This window comes from Staphylococcus sp. AC872 (assembly GCF_979255425.1).
Window position 1 is genome coordinate 248,421 of record NZ_CEEDKW010000002.1, and the last position, 22,688, is coordinate 271,108.

Genomic DNA, 22,688 nt, shown 5'->3' on the forward strand with positions numbered 1-22,688 from the left:
TTCCATTATTTTTCTCTTGTAATTCTAAATTTGACTAAACTACTCTTCATATAATTTAAAGAATATAAAATTGGATTATTTTGTTCATCAAAATGAGTAACCTTAAGTAACATTAATCCTTCATGTGGTGAGGCATTTAGCATTTCTGAAATATGTGGTTCATAATTAACCGCTTCTAAATCAGTTTCAGCATAAGTGACTGTATGTCCTGTAGCATGTTTAATTGCATTTAACATTGATCCATTACTTTCTTGATAACCTGTACATGTTAAATAGTCCTTTGCAATCTTGTCTAAACAATAAACTACTGGTTGATGATTAGCAGTTTTCAATCTTTCTATAATAGTTACCGGTTGTTTCTCATTAATGCCTAAACGTTTAGCATCTAATAACGTTGCAGGTTGTTCATCAAAGTTTAAATATTCTGTACCAGATTGATAACCAGCACTGTTAATCATTTCAGTAATACTAATTAATTCATTTAATGGATAAAAGAAAGGGGGCAGTGATTTGACACTGGTACCCTCTTCAAAATTATCTACAACTACTTGTTCAGTAATTAATTCTCCTATACCTTCATAAACATCGTCTGTTTTAATATTGAGTTCTCGAGCAATAGCTAAATTACTAGGTAGTTTACTACCAAACTCTAATTCTCCAGACTTAATTTTGTTTAGAATATATTGTTTCACTCTATAAATAGCATTCATTTCCGCCATAATTACACCTCATCTTTATCAATATCAACTAAAATTTGTCTTGGTTTACTACCTTTTTGTGGACCAATCACTTGGTTTCTTTCAAGATCATCCATCAGTCGTGATGCTCGGTTATACCCAATTCTAAACTGTCTCTGTAATAAAGATGTACTTGCTTTTTGTTTTTCAATTACAAATAAATAGGCTTCATCATATAAGGCATCTTCACTTTTCATTTCTGACTTATCTACTGGTGCATCAGGTTCCATTTCTTTGACATAATTTGCTTGTTGTTGCTCAACAACATAGTTAACTACATCTTGAACTTCTTGGTCGCTTAAGAATGCACCTTGTATTCTTGTTTTAGTTGAATCTCCATTTCCAACGTACAACATATCACCTTTACCTAATAATTTTTCAGCTCCACCAGATCCAATGATGGTTCTTGAGTCTGTTTGAGAACTTACAGCAAAGGCAATTCTTGATGGAATATTATTTTTAATAATACCTGTGATAACATCCACTGATGGTCTTTGTGTTGCAACGATTAAATGTATACCCGCTGCACGAGCCATTTGTGTAATACGTTGAATTGCATTTTCGACTTCTTTACCAGCTACCATCATCAAGTCAGCTAATTCATCGACAATGACTACTATATAAGGTAACTCAGCTTGTTTTTCATCTAATTCTTTATTTTGTTTTCTAATAAATTGATTGTAACCCTCAATGTTTCTAGTTGATGAATGTTGGAATAAATCGTATCGTCTCTCCATTTCAGCTACTATTTTTTCCAATGCTTGTGCTGCTTTATGTGGATTAGTTACAACTGGTATTAATAAATGGGGAATACCATTGTATACATTTAATTCTACCATTTTTGGATCAATCAGCATAAGTTTTACTTCATGCGGTTTCGCGTTTAATAACAAGCTTGTAATAATTCCATTGATACATACTGATTTACCACTACCTGTAGACCCTGCTACTAACAAGTGAGGCATTTCATTTAATTGAATGGTAATAGGGTCACCTGAAATATCTCTACCCAAACCTACTTCTAATTTATCATTAGAAGGAAATTTTTCTTCTAAAACTTCTTTGAGTGCCACAAGAGAAATTTTATCATTTGGAACTTCAATCCCCACTGCTGAACGACCTGGGATTGGTGCTTCTATTCTTACATCTTTAGCTGCTAACGCTAAAGCAATATCATTATGCAAGTTTACTATTTTATTGACTTTCACACCTTGCGCGGGTTGTACCTCATATTGTGTTACTGCTGGACCTATTTTAATTTGCGTCACTTTAGCATCTACACCGAAGTTTTTCATCGTAGATTCTAGAACTTGTCCTTTTCTTTTCACTTCTGCTTTTGATGTCGATTGCTTATGTGTAGGTTGGTTTAATAATGATAATGGTGGCACTACATAAGCTGCATTCATTTCTTCTCCAGCTTCTGAAATAGAATTTTCATTATCTTCATCACTAGACTGTTGATGATTTTCTGGCTCATCTACTGTTGATGGTTGTGAAGTGTTCTGAATGTCGCTTGCCTTTGGTGACATTTGTTCTGAATCATTACTAAATGATCGTTTTTTTCGTCTAGATGGGGTAGGTTCTTGCTCAGAATCACTGTGCCCATAAATAGGAATATCACTATCTTGAGGTACTTCTGGTAAATCTGAGACATCTTTGATTTCTTCTTTATCTTTTGTACGATGTCGTTTGTCTATTCTTTCAGCTTTATCTTTAGCTCTTTGTTCTTTATTTGATTTTTTGACTTCACGTTTTTCTTTTAAATTTTGAGTGGCTGAAATACTCGATGTTCTAATATTTTCAAAAACTTTTTTAGTTACATCTCTATGGCGTAAATTAAATAATAAAATAATACTTGAAGCAACAAGTAAAACAGTTATGATAAATACGCCAATAATAGAAATAAGTGGAATAAATAATTCTAATAAATAGTATCCAATTAAGCCCCCACCAAAATTAGGAAAGTGACTATGTTTGTATGATTGATAAACGTATGATAAAACGGGTTCTCTTTCAGATACGACACCTTTACTAAAGTGATAATATAGTTGAGAAATAAATAATAATGCTACTTGTAAAGTAATCGTTCCTACCGTACGTCTTGTTTTAGGAATTTTTTTAGAATATGTGATAAATCCTGTTGCTAATAATATTAATATATATGTTAAATAACGACTCATTCCGACAAAATAATTAAAGAAACTATCTATCATTCTTCCAACGATGCCTAATTGAAAAGCACCTAAAATGACTAAAATAACCACAATGATAGCAACAATATATCTTAATGGGCTCTCCGTTTGCTTTTTCTTTGTGGTTGATTTCTTTCTAGTTGTATTCGATTTTTTCTTTGTCGGCGATTTTTTCTTTGCTTGTGGCAAATTCGTACACCTTCTTTTTTTAATCTTTCGTATGTATCGTATTTATTTAAAGTTTTATTAAATAAGATGAAAGAGGTAAGGACGTCACACACATAATAGAACATCTGTATGATACAACGAATCTATCTTGATGCAGATTCGCATTTCAACATTTGTCTATTGAAGTCTGTAGTGATTGACATACTTAAACTACAAACAACGTGAGTTTGTCCCAACCTCTTTAGTTTATTTTATAATGATTATATTTCAGATATAACTGGAATAATCATTGGACGACGTTTTGTACTTTCGAAAAGTAATTTACTAATTTTATCTCTCATGTTTTGTTTGATTTCTGACCATTCAATTCGTTTTTCTTGTAAGCCAGCTTCTACAATTTCTCGCACTTTTTCTTCAGCTTCTTTTAATAATTCTTCGCTTTCTCGTACATAAACAAAGCCTCTTGACTGAATTTCAGGACCAGCAGCAATTCTACGGTTTTTAGGGTCCAGCGTTACAACAGCAATAAAAATACCATCTTCAGCTAACAAATGACGATCTCTTAATACAATATTACCGACATCTCCTACACCAATACCATCAATTAATACATTGCCAGAATGTACTTTTTCATTTAATACCATATTCTTGCCATCGTAATTGATGACATCCCCTTTTTCAACAAGGAAAATCTTTTCAGGAGCAACCCCTGCTTCAGCTGCTAACTTAGCATGCGCAATTTGCATTTTGAATTCACCTTGAACTGGTACAAAGTATTCTGGTTTCATGATGTTAATCATCATTTTTAACTCTTCCATGCAACCATGACTTGACGCATGTATTTTTTTATTATTTGGAATAATATGTGCACCAGCACGTACTAATTCATTTAATGTATCAGCTATAATGACTTCCATATTGGCAGATGCAGTAATCGCTAAGAATACTGAATCACCTTTTTCGATGTTCATAATTTTATGTTTTTGTTGAGCCATTTGACTTAACGCTTCTACAGGTTCGCCTTGCATTCCTGTCGCAATAATGATGACTTCATTTTTCGGATAATTTTCGACTTCGCTAATTGGAATAAGTAAGTCTTTAGGAATATCGAAATATCCCATTTTGCGTGCGATATTAAATGAACTTTCTAATGAACGACCTAAAAATGAGACTTTTCGATTCAATTGGCTAGCAATATTTAACACTTGTTGAATTCTTATAAAATTCGATGCATAACATGATACAATCAAACGACCTTTAACTTTTGCAAATGCATCATACATATGATGTTCGATGACATTTTCAGGTGTATTGTACCCCGGCTTTTCTGCTTCTGTAGAATCACTAATTAATGCAAATACGCCTTCTTCACCAATTTCCGCCATACGTTTGAAATCTGGAGAATATTGCCCTCTTAAACTTTGGTCAAATTTAAATTCACCAGTATAAACGATTGATCCATATGAAGTATGAATACAAATACCTAAACTATCAGGGATACTGTGTGTAGTATTAAAGAAACTAATATTCACATTTTTAAAACGCATCACAGATTCATGATTGACTGAATAGTAACGTACTTTTTTATTAATATTTCGAGACTTCATATTCTCTTTAACAAGTGCAATTGTTAATTTTGAACCATACACAGGTGCATCAACTTGTTCTAAAATATAACTTACAGCACCCATTGCATGCTCGTGACCATGTGTAAGGAATATCCCTTTTAACTTTTCTTTATTTTCAATGACATATTGAATGTCTGGTATTACTATATCTACACCTAACATTTCATCTTCTGGAAACATTAAGCCTGCATCTAGCATAAACATTTCATCGTCTACTTCAACGATATACATATTTTTCGCAATTTCTCCAACACCACCAAGTGGTATGATGCGAATGTCTTTGTTTTTTTTCTTTATTAAACTCAAAATGTTACCTCCTATAATTAATCCCCGTCCATATATAAACTCACCATTTATTATAAGTTAAAATTTGCTTGATGTACACTATTAATGCACGTCATGACTCTATATTATAATAGGATATTTGAATTCTTTGTATGAACTAAAAAAGATTGGAAACCTTTATTGGGTTTCCAATCTTGTAAGATATCATTATTTTTCATTAATTGCTTTGTGAGATGCATTAACGCGGCCTTGTTTATCAATTTCAGTTACTTTAACTTCGATTGAATCACCTAATTTTAATACATCTTCAACTTTATTAATACGCTCAGTTGAAATTTGTGAGATGTGTAATAATGCATCTTTTCCAGGGAACAATTCTACGAAGGCACCATATTTTTCAATGCGTTTAACTTTAGCATTATATACTTGACCAACTTCTGCTTCACGTGTGATTTCTTCAATAATTTCACGTGCGCGATCAATCATTTCTTGATCCACAGCACCGATGAATATTTGACCATCTTGTTCGATATCTAATTTAACACCTGTTTCATCAATAATTTCATTGATTTTTTTACCACCAGGTCCGATTACGTCTCTAATTTTTTCAGGTTTAATATTCATAGTAACCACTTTAGGTGCATATGCACTTAATTCGTTTCTTGGTTGATCAATTGTTTGTAACATATGATCCATTATCGCTAAACGACCTTGACGCGCTTGTTCTAAAGCTTCTTCAATTACTTCACGTGTTAAACCATCAATTTTAATATCCATTTGGATTGCAGTAATACCATCTTTAGTACCTGCTACTTTAAAGTCCATATCACCTAGCGCATCTTCCATACCTTGAATATCAGTTAAAATAGTATAACTATCTTCACGTGTAACTAATCCCATTGCAATTCCGGCAACTGGTGCTTTGATTGGTACACCGGCATCCATTAGCGCTAATGTTGAACCACAAATTGAAGCTTGTGATGATGAACCATTAGATTCTAATACTTCACTTACAATTCGCACTGTATAAGGGAAGTCCGATGTATCTGGAATAATATATTTAAGTGCTCTTTCACCAAGGGCACCGTGACCAATTTCACGACGTCCTGGTGCTCTTACAGGCCCAGTTTCACCTACAGAGAAGTTAGGGAAATTATAGTGATGCATGAAGCGCTTTTCTTCTTCAGGTCCTAGACCATCAATTAATTGATAATCTCCTAGAGCACCTAGTGTTAAAACAGACAATGCTTGTGTTTGACCACGAGTGAATAAGCCTGAGCCGTGCGCTCTTGGTAGAAGTCCTACTTCCGATTCTAAAGGACGGATTTCATCAGGTTTACGACCATCTGGACGTATTTTTTCGTCTGCAATCAAACGTCTAACTTCTTCTTTAACTAAATCATTTAAAATAGCATATACTTCTTTAATTAACGCTTCATTATCAGGATCTTCTTCATCAATAAATTCAGCAACGATATCTTCTTTCAAAGCGTCTAAATTAATGTCACGTTGTTGTTTATCAAAAGTTAATACTGTATCTTTTAATCCTTTAGCTTCAGTTAATGATTTAACTTTTTCAACAAGTTCTTCATCTCTTTCAACTGGAATAAACTCTTGCTTTTCCGGTTGAATATAATCAATGATTTCTTGTTGGAAAGCGACTAATCGTTTAATTTCATCATGACCAAAGAAGATTGCCTCAAGCATTTCACTTTCTGTGATTTCACTCGCACCAGCTTCAACCATATTAACTGCATCTTTATGGCCTGCTACTTCTAAATCTAAACGCGATACTTCTTTTTCAGCAACAGTTGGATTAATCACATACTTGCCATCTACATATCCTACATTCACACCTGCAATAGGCCCCAAGAATGGAATATCAGACACACTTAAAGCCATTGAAGAACCAATCATAGCGGCCATTTCAGGTGAACAATCAGGGTCAGCACTAAGCACAATATTCATAATTTGAACATCATGCTTATATCCTTTAGGGAACAATGGTCGTATTGGTCTATCTATTAAACGTGCAGTTAATGTTGCGTCATCTCCTGGACGTCCTTCTCTTTTTTTAAATCCTCCAGGAATCTTACCTGCAGCGTACATTTTTTCTTCATAATTAACTGTTAATGGGAAAAAGTCACCATCACGTGGTTCCTTAGAAGCTGTAGCAGTTGATAAGACAACTGTATCACCATAACGTACTAAAACAGCACCGTTAGCTTGTTTGGCTAATTGTCCTGTCTCAATTGTTAATGATCTGCCAGCCCACTCAGTTTTAAAAACTTTCTTCTCTTGAGACATTATGAATCTCCTCTCTAAATTCTATTATCTATATCATATCATTTATTACATTTAATTTATATTAGTTCTTATTTGTTAGACAATAAAAAAAGGAAAGTACCAATCGAATGGTGCTTTCCTAATTTATTATTAAGATTAACGACGGATACCTAAAGATTTGATTAATTCACGGTAACGTTGAATATCTTTACCACGTAAGTAGTTTAATAAATGTCTACGACGACCAACCATTTTTAATAATCCACGACGTGAATGGTGATCTTTTTTGTGCTCACGTAAATGTTCGTTTAATGCAGAGATTTCTGCAGTTAAAACAGCGATTTGTACTTCTGGAGAACCAGTATCTGTTTCGTGAGTACGGTATTCTTTAATTAATTCATTTTTACGTTCTTGTGAAATTGCCATTGTCAATTTCCTCCTTTAATTTGTATACTCCTTTATCCGAGTTAGGCGTCGGAGTCTCGACCTACTAAGAAAAAGGTTGTCTCTTAAACAAGTCTGTCTTGTTTTAATCAACTTTATATATTATATGATACATCGTCTCCAAAATCAACAGATAATAAATATTTAGCACGAGCTTTGTCATCATTCATCTGCTCTACTAATGGATCGATACCATCAAATTTTATTTCAGGGCGTAAGAAATGATGCCAGTATACCACTACTCGTTCTCCATAAATATTTTCATCGAAATCAAAAATATTAACTTCTATGACAACTTCTGCCTTTGCTGGATCATGGAAAGTGGGTTTAACACCAACGTTTGCAACGCCTCGATATAATTTTTGTTCGGTGCCAATTTCCATACTTACTGCATAAACGCCTTTTTTGGGTAACAAATAATCATCACTAGGATGAACATTAGCAGTTGGGAATCCAATTGTTCGTCCACGTTTTTCACCTTGAACAACAGTACCTTTTATTTTATATAAGTAACCTAATTCCTCATTCGCTTTTTGCAATTCACCGCTTTGTAATGCATCTCTAATCGCTGTAGTAGAAATTTTTTCATCGTCTAATTCTTGTTTGCCCACTATTGTCGTATTAAATGAATCAACCTCATTTAACACCGTCATATTACCTTTACCAAATTTACCAAACGTAAAGTCAAATCCAGCAATAACTTCTTTGACATTATTTTTAATAATATATTCTTCAATAAATTCTTCAGATGTTACATTTGCAAACCTAGATGAGAAATTAATAACGATACAGTAGTCCACATCATGTGAAGCTATCATATCAATTTTGTCTGAAAGTGGTGTTAAGTAAGTCGTTCTTTTGCGTTCAGGATTTAACACAACAGATGGATGTGGATCAAACGTCATAACAGCCTTCTTCAGTCCACGAGATTGTGCCTGTTGATCTAATGTTTGAAAAACTTTATCATGCCCTTTATGCATACCATCAAAGAAACCAAACGCCATCGCAACGTTTTCATTTATTCGTTGGTCATCTTGAATTGGATGGGTAATTTCTATCACTTTCATAATAAATCTCCTTTAATTAAATACTTTTTTAGGTTTTAATTCATCTGGTTTATCTGGATGTACAATGTATATTGCCATTGCTTTTTGAGTAGAATCATCAACAAATACAAATTGGTCATTCGTTATATTTTGAAATTGTTTTTTATAAAACTTTTGACCATTCAAAATGCGTTGTTTGATTTGTTCATTATCTATATTGATTTGCGGTAAACCTTTCAAACCATATTCTATAGGAAACAATTTATCTTGTAATGCATCATACTCATGTAATGAACGTATATCTTCAAGAGTCAGACTTTGTTCGAGGTCAAATCCCCCTGATTGGACACGTGTTAACAACGACATATGTGCTGGCAAACCTAATTTTGAACCTATATCCGTCGCTAATGTTCTAATATATGTTCCCTTACCACAATTTACTGAAATATCAAAATGACATTCGCCGTCTTTGAATCGTAAAGGGGATGTACGTGCAATATGTTTAATCGTTACATTTCTCACTGGTCGTTCCACAGTTTCATTATTGCGTGCATACTCATATAACCTTTTCCCTTTAACTTTAACCGAAGAGTACATTGGTGGAATTTGTTCTATCGTACCTTCAAACTGTCTGATAATATCGTCAACTTGAATGTCAGTTAGTTCATTTTCTTCTATTTTTTGATATTCAACTGTTTCGCCTGTCTGATCTTCTGTAGTTGTACTTCTACCAATTGTTACAGTTGCTTCATAGGATTTACCCATTTCCATAACATAATCGCTCACACGTGTTGCTGAGCCAATACATATAGGTAAGACGCCTGATACTTCAGGATCCAACGTACCCGTATGACCAACTTTTTTAGTTTTAAGTATCTTTCTTAGTTTAAAGACCACATCATGACTGGTTAATCCTCGGTCTTTATATACTGGTAATATACCGTTATACATGGTTTCACACCTTTTATTTTTCAAAATTGATATACTTATTTATTATAACATTTAACTATGAAATGGATGATATTGTTCATACTTTAATATTAAATGATTTTGATATGTATATAGCCTGAGAAACATTTTCCCAGGCTAAAATAAAATGATTATTATTTATCTTGTTTGTGTAAATCTTGGATCATACGTTCGATTTTATTACCATATTCTATTGATTCATCATATTCGAATGATAATTCTGGAATAATACGTAATCTCATACGTGAGCCAAGTTCAGATTTTATAAATCCTTTAGCTTTTTCCAATGCTTTAAAAGTATTATCTACTTCTTTTTGATTGCCTAGAACTGTTAAATAAACTTTACCTTGAGATAAGTCATTTGTTAATTCAACATCTGTAATTGTAATAAAACCAACTCTAGGATCTTTCACTTTATTATTAACGATATCCATGATTTCTTTTTTCATTTGTTCGCCAACACGTTCTGCTCTCATATTACTCATTTATTGTCACCTCTCTTATTCTTTAATTTTCAGTTTAAATAAGAGGTGAGACAAAAGACAATTATTTATTAGAACATTGTTTACCGCTCTAATATATATCGCCTGTCTCAACCTCCAAACTTCATCATAATATTAACGATTATCTTTTGATTTCAACCATTTCGAATGCTTCAATAATGTCGCCTTCTTTTAGGTCATTATATTTTTCAATCGTAATACCACATTCATAACCTTGTGCTACTTCTTTAGCATCGTCTTTGAAACGTTTTAAGGTATCTAATTCACCTTCAAATTGAACGATGCCATCACGAATGACACGTACGCCTGCATTACGAGTAATTTTACCTTCTGTAACATAACTACCTGCAATTGTACCAACTTTAGATACTTTGAATGTTTGACGTACTTCTGCTTGACCAATGACTTGTTCTTCATATTCAGGGTCAAGTAGACCTTTCATAGCTGATTCAATCTCTTCAATAACGTTATAAATAACACGGTGTAAACGCATATCTACGTTTTCTGCTTCAGCTGCACGCTTAGCACCTGCATCCGGACGTACATTAAATCCGATGATAATACCTTTTGATGCGTTGGCTAAAGTAACATCAGATTCGTTAATTGCACCTACTGCAGTGTGAATAATACGTACATTTACACCTTCAACATCTATTTTCATCAATGATGCTGCTAAAGCTTCTACAGAACCTTGAACGTCACCTTTAATAATAACGTTTAAGTCTTTCATTTCACCTTGTTTCATTTGTTCAAACAAGTTATCTAATGTAACGTTTTTACTTTCTTGACGTTGTTGAATGACACTTTCTTCATGACGTGCTTCACCTATACGACGTGCTTGTTTTTCATCTTTAAATACTACAAAGCGATCGCCTGCTTGTGGTACATCATTAATACCTGTAATTTCAACTGGTGTTGATGGACCAGCAGTTTTGATACGTTGTCCTAAGTCATTAACCATGGCACGAATACGACCATACGTATTACCTACAACAATTGAATCTCCTTGATGTAATGTACCATTTTGTACTAGTAATGATGCTGCAGGGCCTCTTGATTTATCTAATTCAGCTTCAATCACAGTACCTACTGCTTGTTTTTCAGGATTTGCTTTTAATTCTTGAACTTCTGCAACTAATCCAATCATTTCTAGTAAACTATCGATACCTTCACCACTTAATGCTGATAGTGGTACGAAAATCGTATCGCCACCCCAGTCTTCTGGGATTAAACCGTACTCTGTTAATTCTTGCATTACACGGTCAGGGTTTGCTGTTGGCTTATCTATTTTATTAACTGCAACAATTGTAGGAACATTCGCTTCTTTAGCGTGATTGATTGCTTCAATTGTTTGAGGCATAACACCATCGTCGGCAGCTACTACAAGAATTGTTATATCTGTAACTTGAGCACCACGTGCACGCATTGTAGTGAATGCTGCGTGTCCAGGTGTATCAAGGAAAGTAATTTTTTTACCTTCATTTTCGATTTGGTAAGCACCAATATGTTGTGTGATACCGCCCGCTTCGCCTGCAGTAACTTTTGTATGACGAATTGAATCTAATAACGTTGTTTTACCATGGTCAACATGTCCCATAATAGTAACAACTGCAGGACGTTCGATAGCATCTGGATCTTCAGTTTCATCGTCGAAGTAAATAGATAAATCTTCTTCTTCGATAATGACTTCTTCTTCAATTTCAACACCGTAATCATCTGCAATTAACTCAAGCGTCTCTTGGTCTAATGATTGGTTAATATTTGCAACAATACCTAATAAGAATAATTTCTTAACTATACCTGAAGATTCAACATTCAATTTATCTGCTAATTCTCCTACTGTGATGCCTTCTTGATAAGTAATTTTAGATGGCATTTCTTTAGGTTCTGCTTGTTGTGGAGAACTTTGCTTTTGATTATTCTTTTTATTATTTTTGTTGTTTTTGTTATTTTTATTATTCTTCTTATTGTTGTTGTTATTTTGATTATTTTGTTGTTTACCTTTGTTGTTATTATTCTGCTTGTTTTGATTATTTGATTTATTATTATTTTGTTTTTGGTTATTTTGTTGCTTATTTTCAGATTTATTGTGATTATTTTGAGTATTCTTTTGTGTTTCGTTACTTTGTCCTGGTTTGAACTTTTTGTCTAAAGCTTTAATTTGGTCATCTTCTAAAGCTTGCATATGGTTCGACACTTCAACGTTCATACTCTTTAATTCATCTATAATCTCTTTACTCTTTAGATTTAATTCTTTCGCATATTCGTAAATTCTTTGTTTACTCATATAATCACTCCTCACGATATTCATCTATCATAGACAGCAACTTTTTGGCAAAACCTTGATCTGTAATGCCAACGTTGACTCTCTCGCCTTTACCAAGTGCTATCCCTAATTCTTCTCTTGTTCCAAATACCCTTAAAGGCACTTTATAACTCGAAGTTTTATTCTTAATTAATTTCGTAGTGTTTGGAGAAGCATCATTAGCTAATATAACTAATTTAATATTGCCCTTTTGCATATCACTGACAATAACTGATTCACCCGTTTTCACTTTACCTGCTCTCATCGCAAGACCTAAAAAATTAAATATCTTCTCATTAATCATTTTGTTGGAATCTCTTCTCTATAAATTAAACGAATAACCTCTTTATATACAGGCTCTAATTGCTCTTTTGAAGCTTTAAAATATTTTTCTAAAACCTCTTTTTGTTGTGCTTTTTCTACTAATTGAACATCTTTTGAAACATAGGCACCACGGCCTTGTTTTTTACCAGTAGCATCAGCAAATATTTCGCCTTCTTTATTAATCACAACTCTAATCATATCTTTCTTAGGATGCATTTCATTAGATATGATACATTTACGCATTGGAATTTTTTTCTTTTTCATGTTCAATCATCACTCCAAACTATTTTTCTGTATCTTTATCTTCAGTAGTTACTTCATCCGTTTCTTCTAACGATTCATCAGTTTCTGCTGCTAATTCTGCAGTAGTTAAATTTGATTCCTCTAAATTCACATCATCAAATTCAATATCCTCATCACCTGAATTTACAACTTCATCAGCGATTTCTTCTGATTCAATAACAGGATAAACGCCTGCATCACGTGCATCACTTTCAGATTTTATATCAATTTTCCAACCAGTTAATTTAGCTGCTAAACGTGCGTTTTGACCACGTTTACCAATTGCTAAAGATAATTGATAATCTGGAACGACCACTACTGTTGATTGATTTTCTTCATCTACGATAACCTCTAACACTTGTGATGGACTTAAAGCATTTCTTACAAACACTTTAGGATCTTCGTTCCATTGAACAATATCAATCTTTTCACCACCAAGTTCTTCAACTACAGCTTCAACTCGAGCACCTTTTGAACCCACACATGCACCTACTGCATCGATTTCAGGGTTTTCAGAGTAAACACTGATTTTAGAACGATCGCCTGCTTCACGTGCAACTGATTTAACGATAACGGTACCATCAAAGATTTCAGGTACTTCTTGTTCAAATAATCGTTTTAAAAGGCCTGGATGACTTCTTGACACGTAAATTTGAGGTCCTTTAGTTGTTTGTTCAACCTTATTAACGAAGACTTTAATTCTTTCGTTAGGAATATAGCTTTCATTAGGACTTCTCTCTGCTTCAGATAATACTGCTTCAATACGACCTAAATTAACATAAACATATCTATGGTCTACACGGTCAATCACACCAGTTAAAATATCTTCTTCTTTATCGATAAATTCATCATAAAGAATTTCTCTTTCAGCATCTCTTAAACGTTGCATGACTGCTTGTTTAGCTGCTTGAGCACCAACACGTCCGAAATCTTGTGGTGTCACATCTTCTTCATATATGTCACCAATTTCATATGCTGGATTTTTAACTAGTGCAGTACTAATATCAACTTCTTCTCTATCATCGAATACTTCTTCGACAACTTCTTTTCTCGCAATTACTTTGAAAGTACCTTCATCCATATTAAGTTCTACCCTTACATTTCTGGCACTATCATAATTTTTCTTGTAAGCAGTAATTAAAGCTGCTTCAATGGCATCAATTAATACTTCTCTCGGAATTTTCTTTTCCTTTTCTAAATATTCAGTTGCTAATAATAATTCATTACTTGACACGGCTCTTCCTCCTCACCACGTTATAGCATTACTGCATGACGTGCTTTTGCAATTTTATTGCGTGGTATCTCTATCGTTTTTGTTTTAGATTTCTCTTTGACTTCTATTAATATAATATCCTCTTTGACTTCTTTTAAAATACCTAACCATTCTTTTTCATTTTCGATTGGTACATAAAGTGAAATAAAAATGGGATGTGATACTGCATTTTTAAGCGCTTTCTCATTCTTGATAGGTCTTTCTGCGCCTGGTGATGCTACATCTAAGTAATACATTTCAGGTATTGGATCATTTGCATCCATAGCTTCGCTTATTTTTTCTGAGGCTAACGTACAATCATTAAGATCAACGCCACCTTCTTTGTCTATTGAAATTCTTAAAAAATGATCTTTACCTTCTTTAACGTATTCAATTTCAACTAGTTCAAAGTTAAGCTCATCTAATACGGGTTGAATAATAGGTTCAACTTGTTCAGCTATTTTACTCATACAGGCCTCCCTTTTAGGCAAATAGAAAAGAGCGGGTATATGCCCACTCTTTTGCCTGAGTTACTAATTTTTTAAGCAAGTTAAGTATACCATAAGTTATGCAAGTAAACAAATCACACCCTAACAAATGGGATCTTAACTATATTTACATAAAAAATTAATTCACTTATTTGTTTTTTACATTACATATCAAAAATAGATAATTGTGCTTTATCAGGTAATCCTGGTAATGAACCTAAATCATCTAAGTATTCAATAACTTTTTGTGATAAACCTGCTTTTTTGTTTAAATCTTCTTTAGATAAAAACGGCCCTTCTTCTCTTGCTTCAACAATTCTTTTGGCAACATTTTCACCAAGACCTGGTACTGCTATAAATGGTGGAATCAATGAATCATCTTCTATAATGAAATCAAACGCTTGGCTTTTTTCTAAACTAATCGGTTGCATACGGTAACCTCGATGAGCCATTTCATTCATTATTTCTAATACTGTTAATACATCTTTTTCTTTTTTACCTAAATCCATATAGCGAGAGTACATATCTTTTACAGTGTTTTTAATACCTGTTTTATCTTTAATCATAGTAATTAAATCAAAATCAGATGCTCTAACTGTAAAGTAAGACGCATAATAATATAAAGGATGATGTACCTTAAAGTATGCGATACGGACTGCCATTAATACATAGGCTGCCGCATGGGCTTTAGGGAACATGTATTTGATTTTACGACAAGAATCTAGATACCAATCAGGAACGTCATTTTCTTTCATAGCTTCAACCATTTCATCAGTTAAGCCACGTCCTTTACGTACGAACTCCATTGTTTTGAAGGCCATTGATGGTTCTAATCCTGCATACATCAGATATACCATGATATCATCACGACAACCAATAACTGATGATAAATCACAGATACCTGCACGGATTAATTCTTGTGCGTTACCTAACCAAACATCTGTACCATGTGATAGTCCAGAAATTTGTACTAATTCAGAAAATGTTGTTGGTTTAGTATCTTCAAGCATTTGTCTTACAAATCCTGTACCAAATTCCGGTACACCAAATGTCCCTGTTTTACATAAAATGTCTTCTTCAGTCACACCTAAACTTTCTGGACTACTAAATATTTTCATAGTTTCTTTATCGTCGACAGGAATCGTTTTAGGATCAATGCCGGATAAATCTTGTAGCATACGTATCATAGTTGGATCATCGTGTCCAAGTATATCGAGTTTTAAGACGTTATCATGGATAGAATGGAAATCAAAATGTGTTGTCATCCAAGCAGAACTTTGGTCATCTGCTGGATATTGTATAGGTGTAAAATCATAAATATCCATGTAGTCTGGAACTACGATAATACCACCAGGGTGTTGTCCAGTTGTACGTTTAACACCTGTACAACCCTTAACTAATCGATCCACTTCAGCACCACGTTTATGAATACCTTGGTCATTTAGATAACCTTTAACAAATCCAAATGCGGTTTTTTCGGCAACTGTACCAATTGTTCCTGCACGGAATACTTTATCTTCACCGAATAATACTTTTGTATAGTTATGTGCATTAGGTTGATACTCACCGCTGAAGTTTAAGTCGATATCTGGTACTTTATCTCCTTTAAATCCTAAGAACGTTTCGAAAGGTATATCTTGTCCCTCTTTAATCAGTTCATTACCACATTCAGGACATTTTTTATCAGGTAAATCGAATCCCGAACCTACAGAACCATCGTCGAAAAACTCACTCGTTTTACAATGCGTACAAATATAATGTGGGGGAAGTGGGTTAACTTCAGTGATTTCTGTCATAGTCGCTACAAAGCTTGATCCTACAGAACCACGTGAACCTACCAAGTAACCATCATCTAAAGATTTTTTAACCAAGCGTTGTGAAATAAGGTATATAACTGAGAAACCATTCCCTATAATACTATCTAATTCTTTCTCTAGACGATCAATTACAATTTGAGGTAAATCCTCACCATATAACTTTTTAGCATTGCTATAACTTAATTCTCTAATTTCTTCATTCGCACCATCCATTCGTGGTGTATATAATTTATCTTTAATTGGTACGACACGTTCAATTCGATCTGCTAAGGCATTAGTATTGGTTACAACTAACTCATAAGCCTTTTCTTCACCTAAGAAATGCAATTCATCCAACATTTCATCAGTTGTTCTAAAATGTGCTTCTGGTAAAGTTGAACGATTCAATGGATTCCCCGGTTGAGAAGCAATTAAAATTTTACGAGCAATAGCATCATGCTCATATAAATAGTGTGCATTACCAGTTGCAATAACTGGAATATTAGCACTTTTACCTGCTTCTATTAAACGGTGATAAATTTCATGAAGTGTTTCTGTATCTCTAATGAGTTCACGATCAATAAGGTCTTGGTAAAGCGCAGGAGGCTGTACCTCAATAAAGTCATAATACTTCGCTATTTTTTCTACTTCTGATTGATCTCTTTGCATGACAGCTGTAAATAGTTCACCTTCATCACATGCCGTTCCGACTACCAGACCTTCTCTATATTCATTTAATAAAGACCTTGGTATTCTTGGCGTTCTATAATAGTACGTTACCAATGATTCACTCACGATTTTGAATAGATTTTTTAAACCTTGTTGATTTTGGACGATTAATGTGACGTGTGATGGTCTAGCACGTTTATATGCATCTTCGTTAGATAATTTTTGATTAATATCTATATGATTAGTTACCCCAAGTTCTTTCATTTGTTGAACCATTTTGATAAAAATGTACGCAGTAGCTTCAGTGTCATATATCGCTCTATGATGTTGTGTTAAGTCGACACCATATTTTTTGGCAAGGAAATTCAATCCATGCTTACCATACTCTGTGTTTATAGTACGAGATAATTCTAATGTATCAATTACACCGTTTGTTGAAGGACCAAATCCGAGGCGTTCATAACCCGTATCAATGAACCCCATATCGAATGACGCGTTATGCGCCACGAATATAGCATCTCCTACCCATTCTTTAAAATCAGTAAGTACATCTTCTATTTCAGGAGCATCAGTTAACATATCATCAGTAATATGCGTTAAATTAATAATTGTTTCTGATAATTTCTCATGAGGATTACTAAATCTTTCAAACTTATCTATGATTTCTCCATTATGTACTTTGACAGCTGCTAATTCTATAATTTTGTCATATTGATTTGATAAACCAGTCGTTTCTACGTCAAAAACAACATATGTAGCATCTTTTAAATCGCGATCTGTAGGTTTGTAAGCGATAGGTACACCATCATCCACTAACATACCTTCCATACCATATATCATTTTGATACCGTGTTTTTCAGCCGCAGCATGAGCATCAGGAAATGCTTGAACAACATTATGGTCTGTAACAGCAATCGCTTGATGACCCCATTCAGCCGCTTGTGCTACATAGCCACCAATATTGGGTATACCATCCATTTGGCTCATTGATGTATGTAAATGAAATTCAACCCTTTTATCTTCTGCCTTATCTTTTTTAGGTGATTTTTTAATTTCTTCAATATCGGACATCATCATCACTAAATCTCTAACAAACGTATCTTCTTCAATACGGCCTTGTGCACGAACCCACTTTCCTACACTTAAGGCTTTAAAATGATCTAAATCATTTTTATTTTTACGAGTAAACATTTTTAACACTAGTGAATCTGTATAATCTGTCACTTTTAATTCTACGATATGACGTCCACTTTTCAATTCTTTTAAATTAATATCAAAAATAACACCTTCAATAGCTACTTTAAATTCTTCTTCTATAATCGATTCTATAGATCGTAAATTTTCAACTTGAATTGGTTTACCAATTTGACATTTATCTACATCGCTCTCGTTATTATCTTGTTGTTTTGCTTTTTCTGCTTTCATTTTTTCAAGTTTTTCAGTAGCTTCACGCGCACTTTGTTCATCTTCTTCTTGAATATGTGCTTCTAAAGATGCTAAATCTTCATCATGGTTAGTATTATCTGTTTCAAATACTACTTTATCGATTTTAAATCCACATTTTTTAAAAGCAGCTACTAAACTACCATTACATGCTTTATCAAAATGGTTTCTTTCAATATCATTAGAAACCATAACTTTTAGAACATTACCTGACATAATCAAGCGCTTTTGTTTTAACTGCCCTTTTACTTTAGGAGATAAGGCAGTTTGATCGATACAATGTGCAAAATATTTAATTGCCTGTTCATCTTGATTATCAGTGTTTTCAATCGTGAAATGACAACTTACATCGGCTATTTCTTTAAATTCTTCCACAATCGCATGATTAAAAAGTAAATAATCTTCATGAGATAAGAAATATGGCAATGTAATATGAAATTCCCATGTTCTATTTTTACTTGAGACATCAATTCTAGTTAGTTCACCTTGCGCTAATATTTCTGAATCTAATTGATTAGAAATTTTTATTTGATCAGCAAGTACTTTAAATTTTTCTTGATTTGTCATTGCCAATGTGAAAACCACCTTAAATATATACTTCTTTAACATTATTTGAACTAGTCATTTGGAATTATGAAATCAATCATACAAATTATACTGATGAATCATTCGAAGTTCAAAGCAAATTTATATTTTATTATACGCTTAATTGGTATAGATTTCATCGATATGAATTAAATACTTTTTACGAAAAATAAGGAGCGGACAAGAATTCGTATTGAATCCATCATCGCACTCCCAATACATGAAACCTATAAGGTCAAATGCTCATTTTTAGTTTAAAGTTAAATACAAATCATTAATATAATTTTCTAAATCGTCAATATGAATCTCTTTACTTTCACCTGTTGAACGTTGTTTAACTTCTACAATACCTTCTTCAGCACGTTTACCAACAACAACTCGTATTGGTAATCCTATTAAATCCGCATCGTTAAATTTAACACCCGCACGTTCTTGGCGATCATCATATAGTACATCATAGTTATTCATTAACTGATCATATAATTGGTTACCTAACTCACGTTGGTCCTCTTTTTTAGGATTAATTGTAATTAAATGTAAATCAAATGGTGTAACAGATTTAGGCCAAATAATACCATTATCGTCATGATGCTGTTCTACTATAGCACTTAATGTTCTAGACACACCAATACCATAACAACCCATAATAAGTGGTTGTGCTTTACCTTGATTATCTAAGAACGTCGCATTCATTGTTTCAGAATATTTAGTTCCAAGTTTAAATACTTGTCCAACCTCAATCCCTTCAGCGAATTGTGCATTTCCAGAACCATCACTTAATGGTTCACCTTCTAAAATAAATCTAAAGTCTCCAAACTCGTCAACTTTAAAATCACGATCTAATTGTGCATTTTCGAAATGATATCCATCTTCATTTGCACCAATCACAAAATTATTTAAGTCTTGAACAAAATTGTCAGCATAGATTTTGATATCTTTATCATGAATAGGACCTAATGAACCTGGATGTGCTCCCACAATATTAATAATCTCATCTTGGTTTGCCATTTCAATTTGGTCTGTACCAAAATAAGCTTTTAATTTCACATCATTTAATTCATGATGTCCTCTTATAAGTACCATGATAAATTCGCCATCAACTTTGCAAATCATTGTTTTCACAATTTCATCTAACGGACGTTTTAAGTATTTAGCTACTTCTTCGGCAGTTTTAATATTAGGCGTTTCTATCTTTTTCAATTCAGCAACTTCAGTATTTTTAGGGTTAGCTGTATAAACAACTTCTGCTTTTTCAATGTTTGCAGCATAATCACTTTCATTACTATAAACGATAGTATCTTCGCCAATTTCACTTAACGCCATAAATTCATGTGTATGGTTACCGCCTATTGCACCTGAATCTGCTACAACAGGACGTGCATTGATGCCTACTCGTTTAAAGATACGATCATACGCGTTATACATATCTTGATACGTTTCATCTAATGATGCTTCATCCGCATGGAAAGAATAAGCATCTTTCATGATAAATTCCCTACCACGAAGTAACCCAAAACGAGGGCGTTGTTCATCTCTAAATTTAGATTGGATTTGGAATAACGTTAGAGGTAAACGTTTATATGACTTTAACTCATCTCTAACAAGTGATGTCACCACTTCTTCATGAGTTGGTCCTAATGCAAACTCACGTCCGTTACGGTCTTTTAAACGCATTAATTCTGGACCATATGCACCCCAACGGCCTGATTCTTCCCATAATTCAGCTTGTTGAAGCGCCGGCATTAATATTTCAACCGCATCTACTTTTTCCATTTCTTCACGTATAATCTTAGAAATATTATTAAGAACACGTGTAGCTAATGGTAAGTAGCTATATATCCCACTTGTACTTTGTTTAATTAAGCCTGCTTTCAATAATAAACGATGACTTAAAGCTTCAGCTTCTGCTGGCACTTCTCTCATAGTTGGTATAAAAACTTTAGATTGTTTCATAGTTACATTGCCTCCCTATTTATAAGAAATATCTTTGAATATCGTTCCATGTTACTAAAATCATAATGATAACTACAAAGATTGCACCGACTGCAATAATACCTGTTTCTGCCTTTTTATTAATAGGCTTTCTAAATATTGCTTCGTAAATTACAAATAAAATTCTTCCGCCATCTAATGCTGGAATTGGTAATAAATTCATAATACCTAAGTTAACACTTAATAAGGCCGTATATGTGATCAAGTTAATAATTCCTGATTTAACTACAGAATCCACATTATGATAAATACCTACTGGCCCATTCAACATGTCTAATGAAAAACCACCTGTAAAGATACTCGCAATCATGCCAACGACTGCTGTAAATATTAATGTACCTGCTTTAAAGAACTGTTCAACACCAGCGACAAGCGGCTTAAATACCGTATGTTCTGCTTTCGGTTTAAATCCAATTTGATAAACTGTCTCAGTTTTATTCTTTGTTTGTTTGATTTCAGTTTTCTTAGGTTCGATATCGATTGATTTCATCTTACCGTCTCGCTCAACTTTAACAGTTGTTTTTGCCGATTTATTTTTATCTAAAATATTTGAAATATCATTATAGTCTTTGACTTTGTGGTTACCAATTTGTTCAATTTTATCGCCTGCTTTCAAGCCTGCTTTTTCAGCAGGGTAACCTTTAGCTAAATCACCTACAGTTGTTGTAGGTGTACCATGATAATATGCTAATCCGATAAACAATACGATGGCTAGAATAAAGTTAAATAACGGTCCTGCAAATAATGTTAAAAATTTGGGTAACGGTTTCTTATGTGTGAATTGACGTTCTTTCGGTGCTATTTGAATTAAGCTACCATTTTCAACAAAATATGCTTTCTCAGCAATATTAAAATGGTGACGCTCTTCATCATATGATGTAATACCCTCAATATATAAATCGTCTTTAAAATCACATTTTTTAACTTCAATAGCTTCAATTTGTTGGAATTTATGTTGATCATCTAAAATGATATGTGTGATTTGATCTTTATCATTTAATTTAATTTTAACGTTCATACCTGGTTCGACAGGTGGCTCTTCAAGACCATCCCCTGCCATACGAACATATCCGCCTACTGGCAAAATACGAATTGTATATAACGTTTCATCTTTTCTAAAACTAAAGATTTTCGGTCCCATACCAATGGCAAATTCTGGACACATAATGCCCGCTCTCTTAGCAAAAAACATATGTCCATATTCATGTACAGTTACAAGAACACCAAAAACGATGATGAACGCTAATATTGTTATTAATGAGCTCACTCGCTACACCTCTATTTTAAGTAATAT

The 22,688-nt window shown here is 33.5% G+C and carries 15 protein-coding genes and 2 pseudogenes; all 17 read right to left on the reverse strand.

What is annotated here, in order from left to right:
* Window positions 1-5: 5 nt before the first annotated feature.
* Window positions 6-719, reverse strand: a complete 714-nt coding sequence (locus ACZ267_RS04085; RefSeq protein WP_015365067.1) for a GntR family transcriptional regulator — start codon at window positions 717-719, stop codon at window positions 6-8.
* A 2-nt stretch (window positions 720-721) separates the two neighbouring features.
* A pseudogene (locus tag ACZ267_RS04090) lies at window positions 722-2,173 on the reverse strand (DNA translocase FtsK); the annotation flags it as partial.
* A gap of 111 nt (window positions 2,174-2,284) precedes the next feature.
* A pseudogene (locus ACZ267_RS04095) lies at window positions 2,285-3,118 on the reverse strand (cell division protein FtsK); the annotation flags it as partial.
* A gap of 239 nt (window positions 3,119-3,357) precedes the next feature.
* Window positions 3,358-5,031: a ribonuclease J2 gene (rnjB, locus tag ACZ267_RS04100; RefSeq protein ID WP_015365069.1), complete on the reverse strand. Its 1,674-nt coding sequence runs from the start codon at window positions 5,029-5,031 to the stop codon at window positions 3,358-3,360.
* A 186-nt stretch (window positions 5,032-5,217) separates the two neighbouring features.
* Entirely contained in the window at window positions 5,218-7,317 is a 2,100-nt protein-coding gene (gene pnp, locus ACZ267_RS04105; RefSeq protein ID WP_002466036.1) for a polyribonucleotide nucleotidyltransferase, read from the reverse strand.
* A 135-nt stretch (window positions 7,318-7,452) separates the two neighbouring features.
* The gene (gene rpsO / locus ACZ267_RS04110; RefSeq protein ID WP_002450539.1) at window positions 7,453-7,722 is read right to left on the reverse strand and encodes a 30S ribosomal protein S15; all 270 of its coding nucleotides are present in this window, start codon (window positions 7,720-7,722) and stop codon (window positions 7,453-7,455) included.
* Between the two features lie 113 nt (window positions 7,723-7,835).
* Window positions 7,836-8,807, reverse strand: a complete 972-nt coding sequence (ribF, locus tag ACZ267_RS04115) for a riboflavin biosynthesis protein RibF (protein ID WP_002466033.1) — start codon at window positions 8,805-8,807, stop codon at window positions 7,836-7,838.
* A gap of 12 nt (window positions 8,808-8,819) precedes the next feature.
* Window positions 8,820-9,737, reverse strand: a complete 918-nt coding sequence (gene truB, locus ACZ267_RS04120) for a tRNA pseudouridine(55) synthase TruB (protein WP_079449098.1) — start codon at window positions 9,735-9,737, stop codon at window positions 8,820-8,822.
* A 152-nt stretch (window positions 9,738-9,889) separates the two neighbouring features.
* Window positions 9,890-10,240 carry a 30S ribosome-binding factor RbfA gene (rbfA, locus tag ACZ267_RS04125; protein WP_002466047.1) on the reverse strand — a complete coding sequence of 117 codons (351 nt, stop codon included), beginning with the start codon at window positions 10,238-10,240 and terminating at the stop codon, window positions 9,890-9,892.
* Window positions 10,241-10,379: 139 nt separating this feature from the next.
* Window positions 10,380-12,545, reverse strand: coding sequence for a translation initiation factor IF-2 (gene infB, locus ACZ267_RS04130; RefSeq protein ID WP_047210781.1), 2,166 nt, complete (start codon window positions 12,543-12,545; stop codon window positions 10,380-10,382).
* A gap of 4 nt (window positions 12,546-12,549) precedes the next feature.
* On the reverse strand, window positions 12,550-12,867 hold the full coding sequence (locus ACZ267_RS04135) for a L7Ae/L30e/S12e/Gadd45 family ribosomal protein (RefSeq protein WP_002466040.1): 318 nt from the start codon (window positions 12,865-12,867) through the stop codon (window positions 12,550-12,552).
* Complete coding sequence (gene rnpM, locus ACZ267_RS04140) at window positions 12,864-13,151, reverse strand: RNase P modulator RnpM (protein ID WP_002450545.1); 288 nt, start codon at window positions 13,149-13,151, stop codon at window positions 12,864-12,866. The genes ACZ267_RS04135 and rnpM overlap by 4 nt, the downstream gene beginning before the upstream one ends.
* A 19-nt stretch (window positions 13,152-13,170) precedes the next feature.
* Entirely contained in the window at window positions 13,171-14,403 is a 1,233-nt protein-coding gene (nusA, locus tag ACZ267_RS04145) for a transcription termination factor NusA (RefSeq protein ID WP_015365073.1), read from the reverse strand.
* A gap of 20 nt (window positions 14,404-14,423) precedes the next feature.
* Complete coding sequence (gene rimP, locus ACZ267_RS04150) at window positions 14,424-14,891, reverse strand: ribosome maturation factor RimP (protein ID WP_015365074.1); 468 nt, start codon at window positions 14,889-14,891, stop codon at window positions 14,424-14,426.
* Window positions 14,892-15,073: 182 nt separating this feature from the next.
* Entirely contained in the window at window positions 15,074-19,384 is a 4,311-nt protein-coding gene (locus ACZ267_RS04155; protein WP_102949375.1) for a PolC-type DNA polymerase III, read from the reverse strand.
* 267 nt (window positions 19,385-19,651) lie between these two features.
* Window positions 19,652-21,355 (reverse strand): proline--tRNA ligase, encoded by a 1,704-nt coding sequence (locus tag ACZ267_RS04160; protein WP_079449099.1) that lies wholly within the window; start codon window positions 21,353-21,355, stop codon window positions 19,652-19,654.
* Window positions 21,356-21,374: 19 nt separating this feature from the next.
* Window positions 21,375-22,661, reverse strand: a complete 1,287-nt coding sequence (rseP, locus tag ACZ267_RS04165; RefSeq protein ID WP_002466035.1) for an RIP metalloprotease RseP — start codon at window positions 22,659-22,661, stop codon at window positions 21,375-21,377.
* Window positions 22,662-22,688 lie beyond the last annotated feature (27 nt).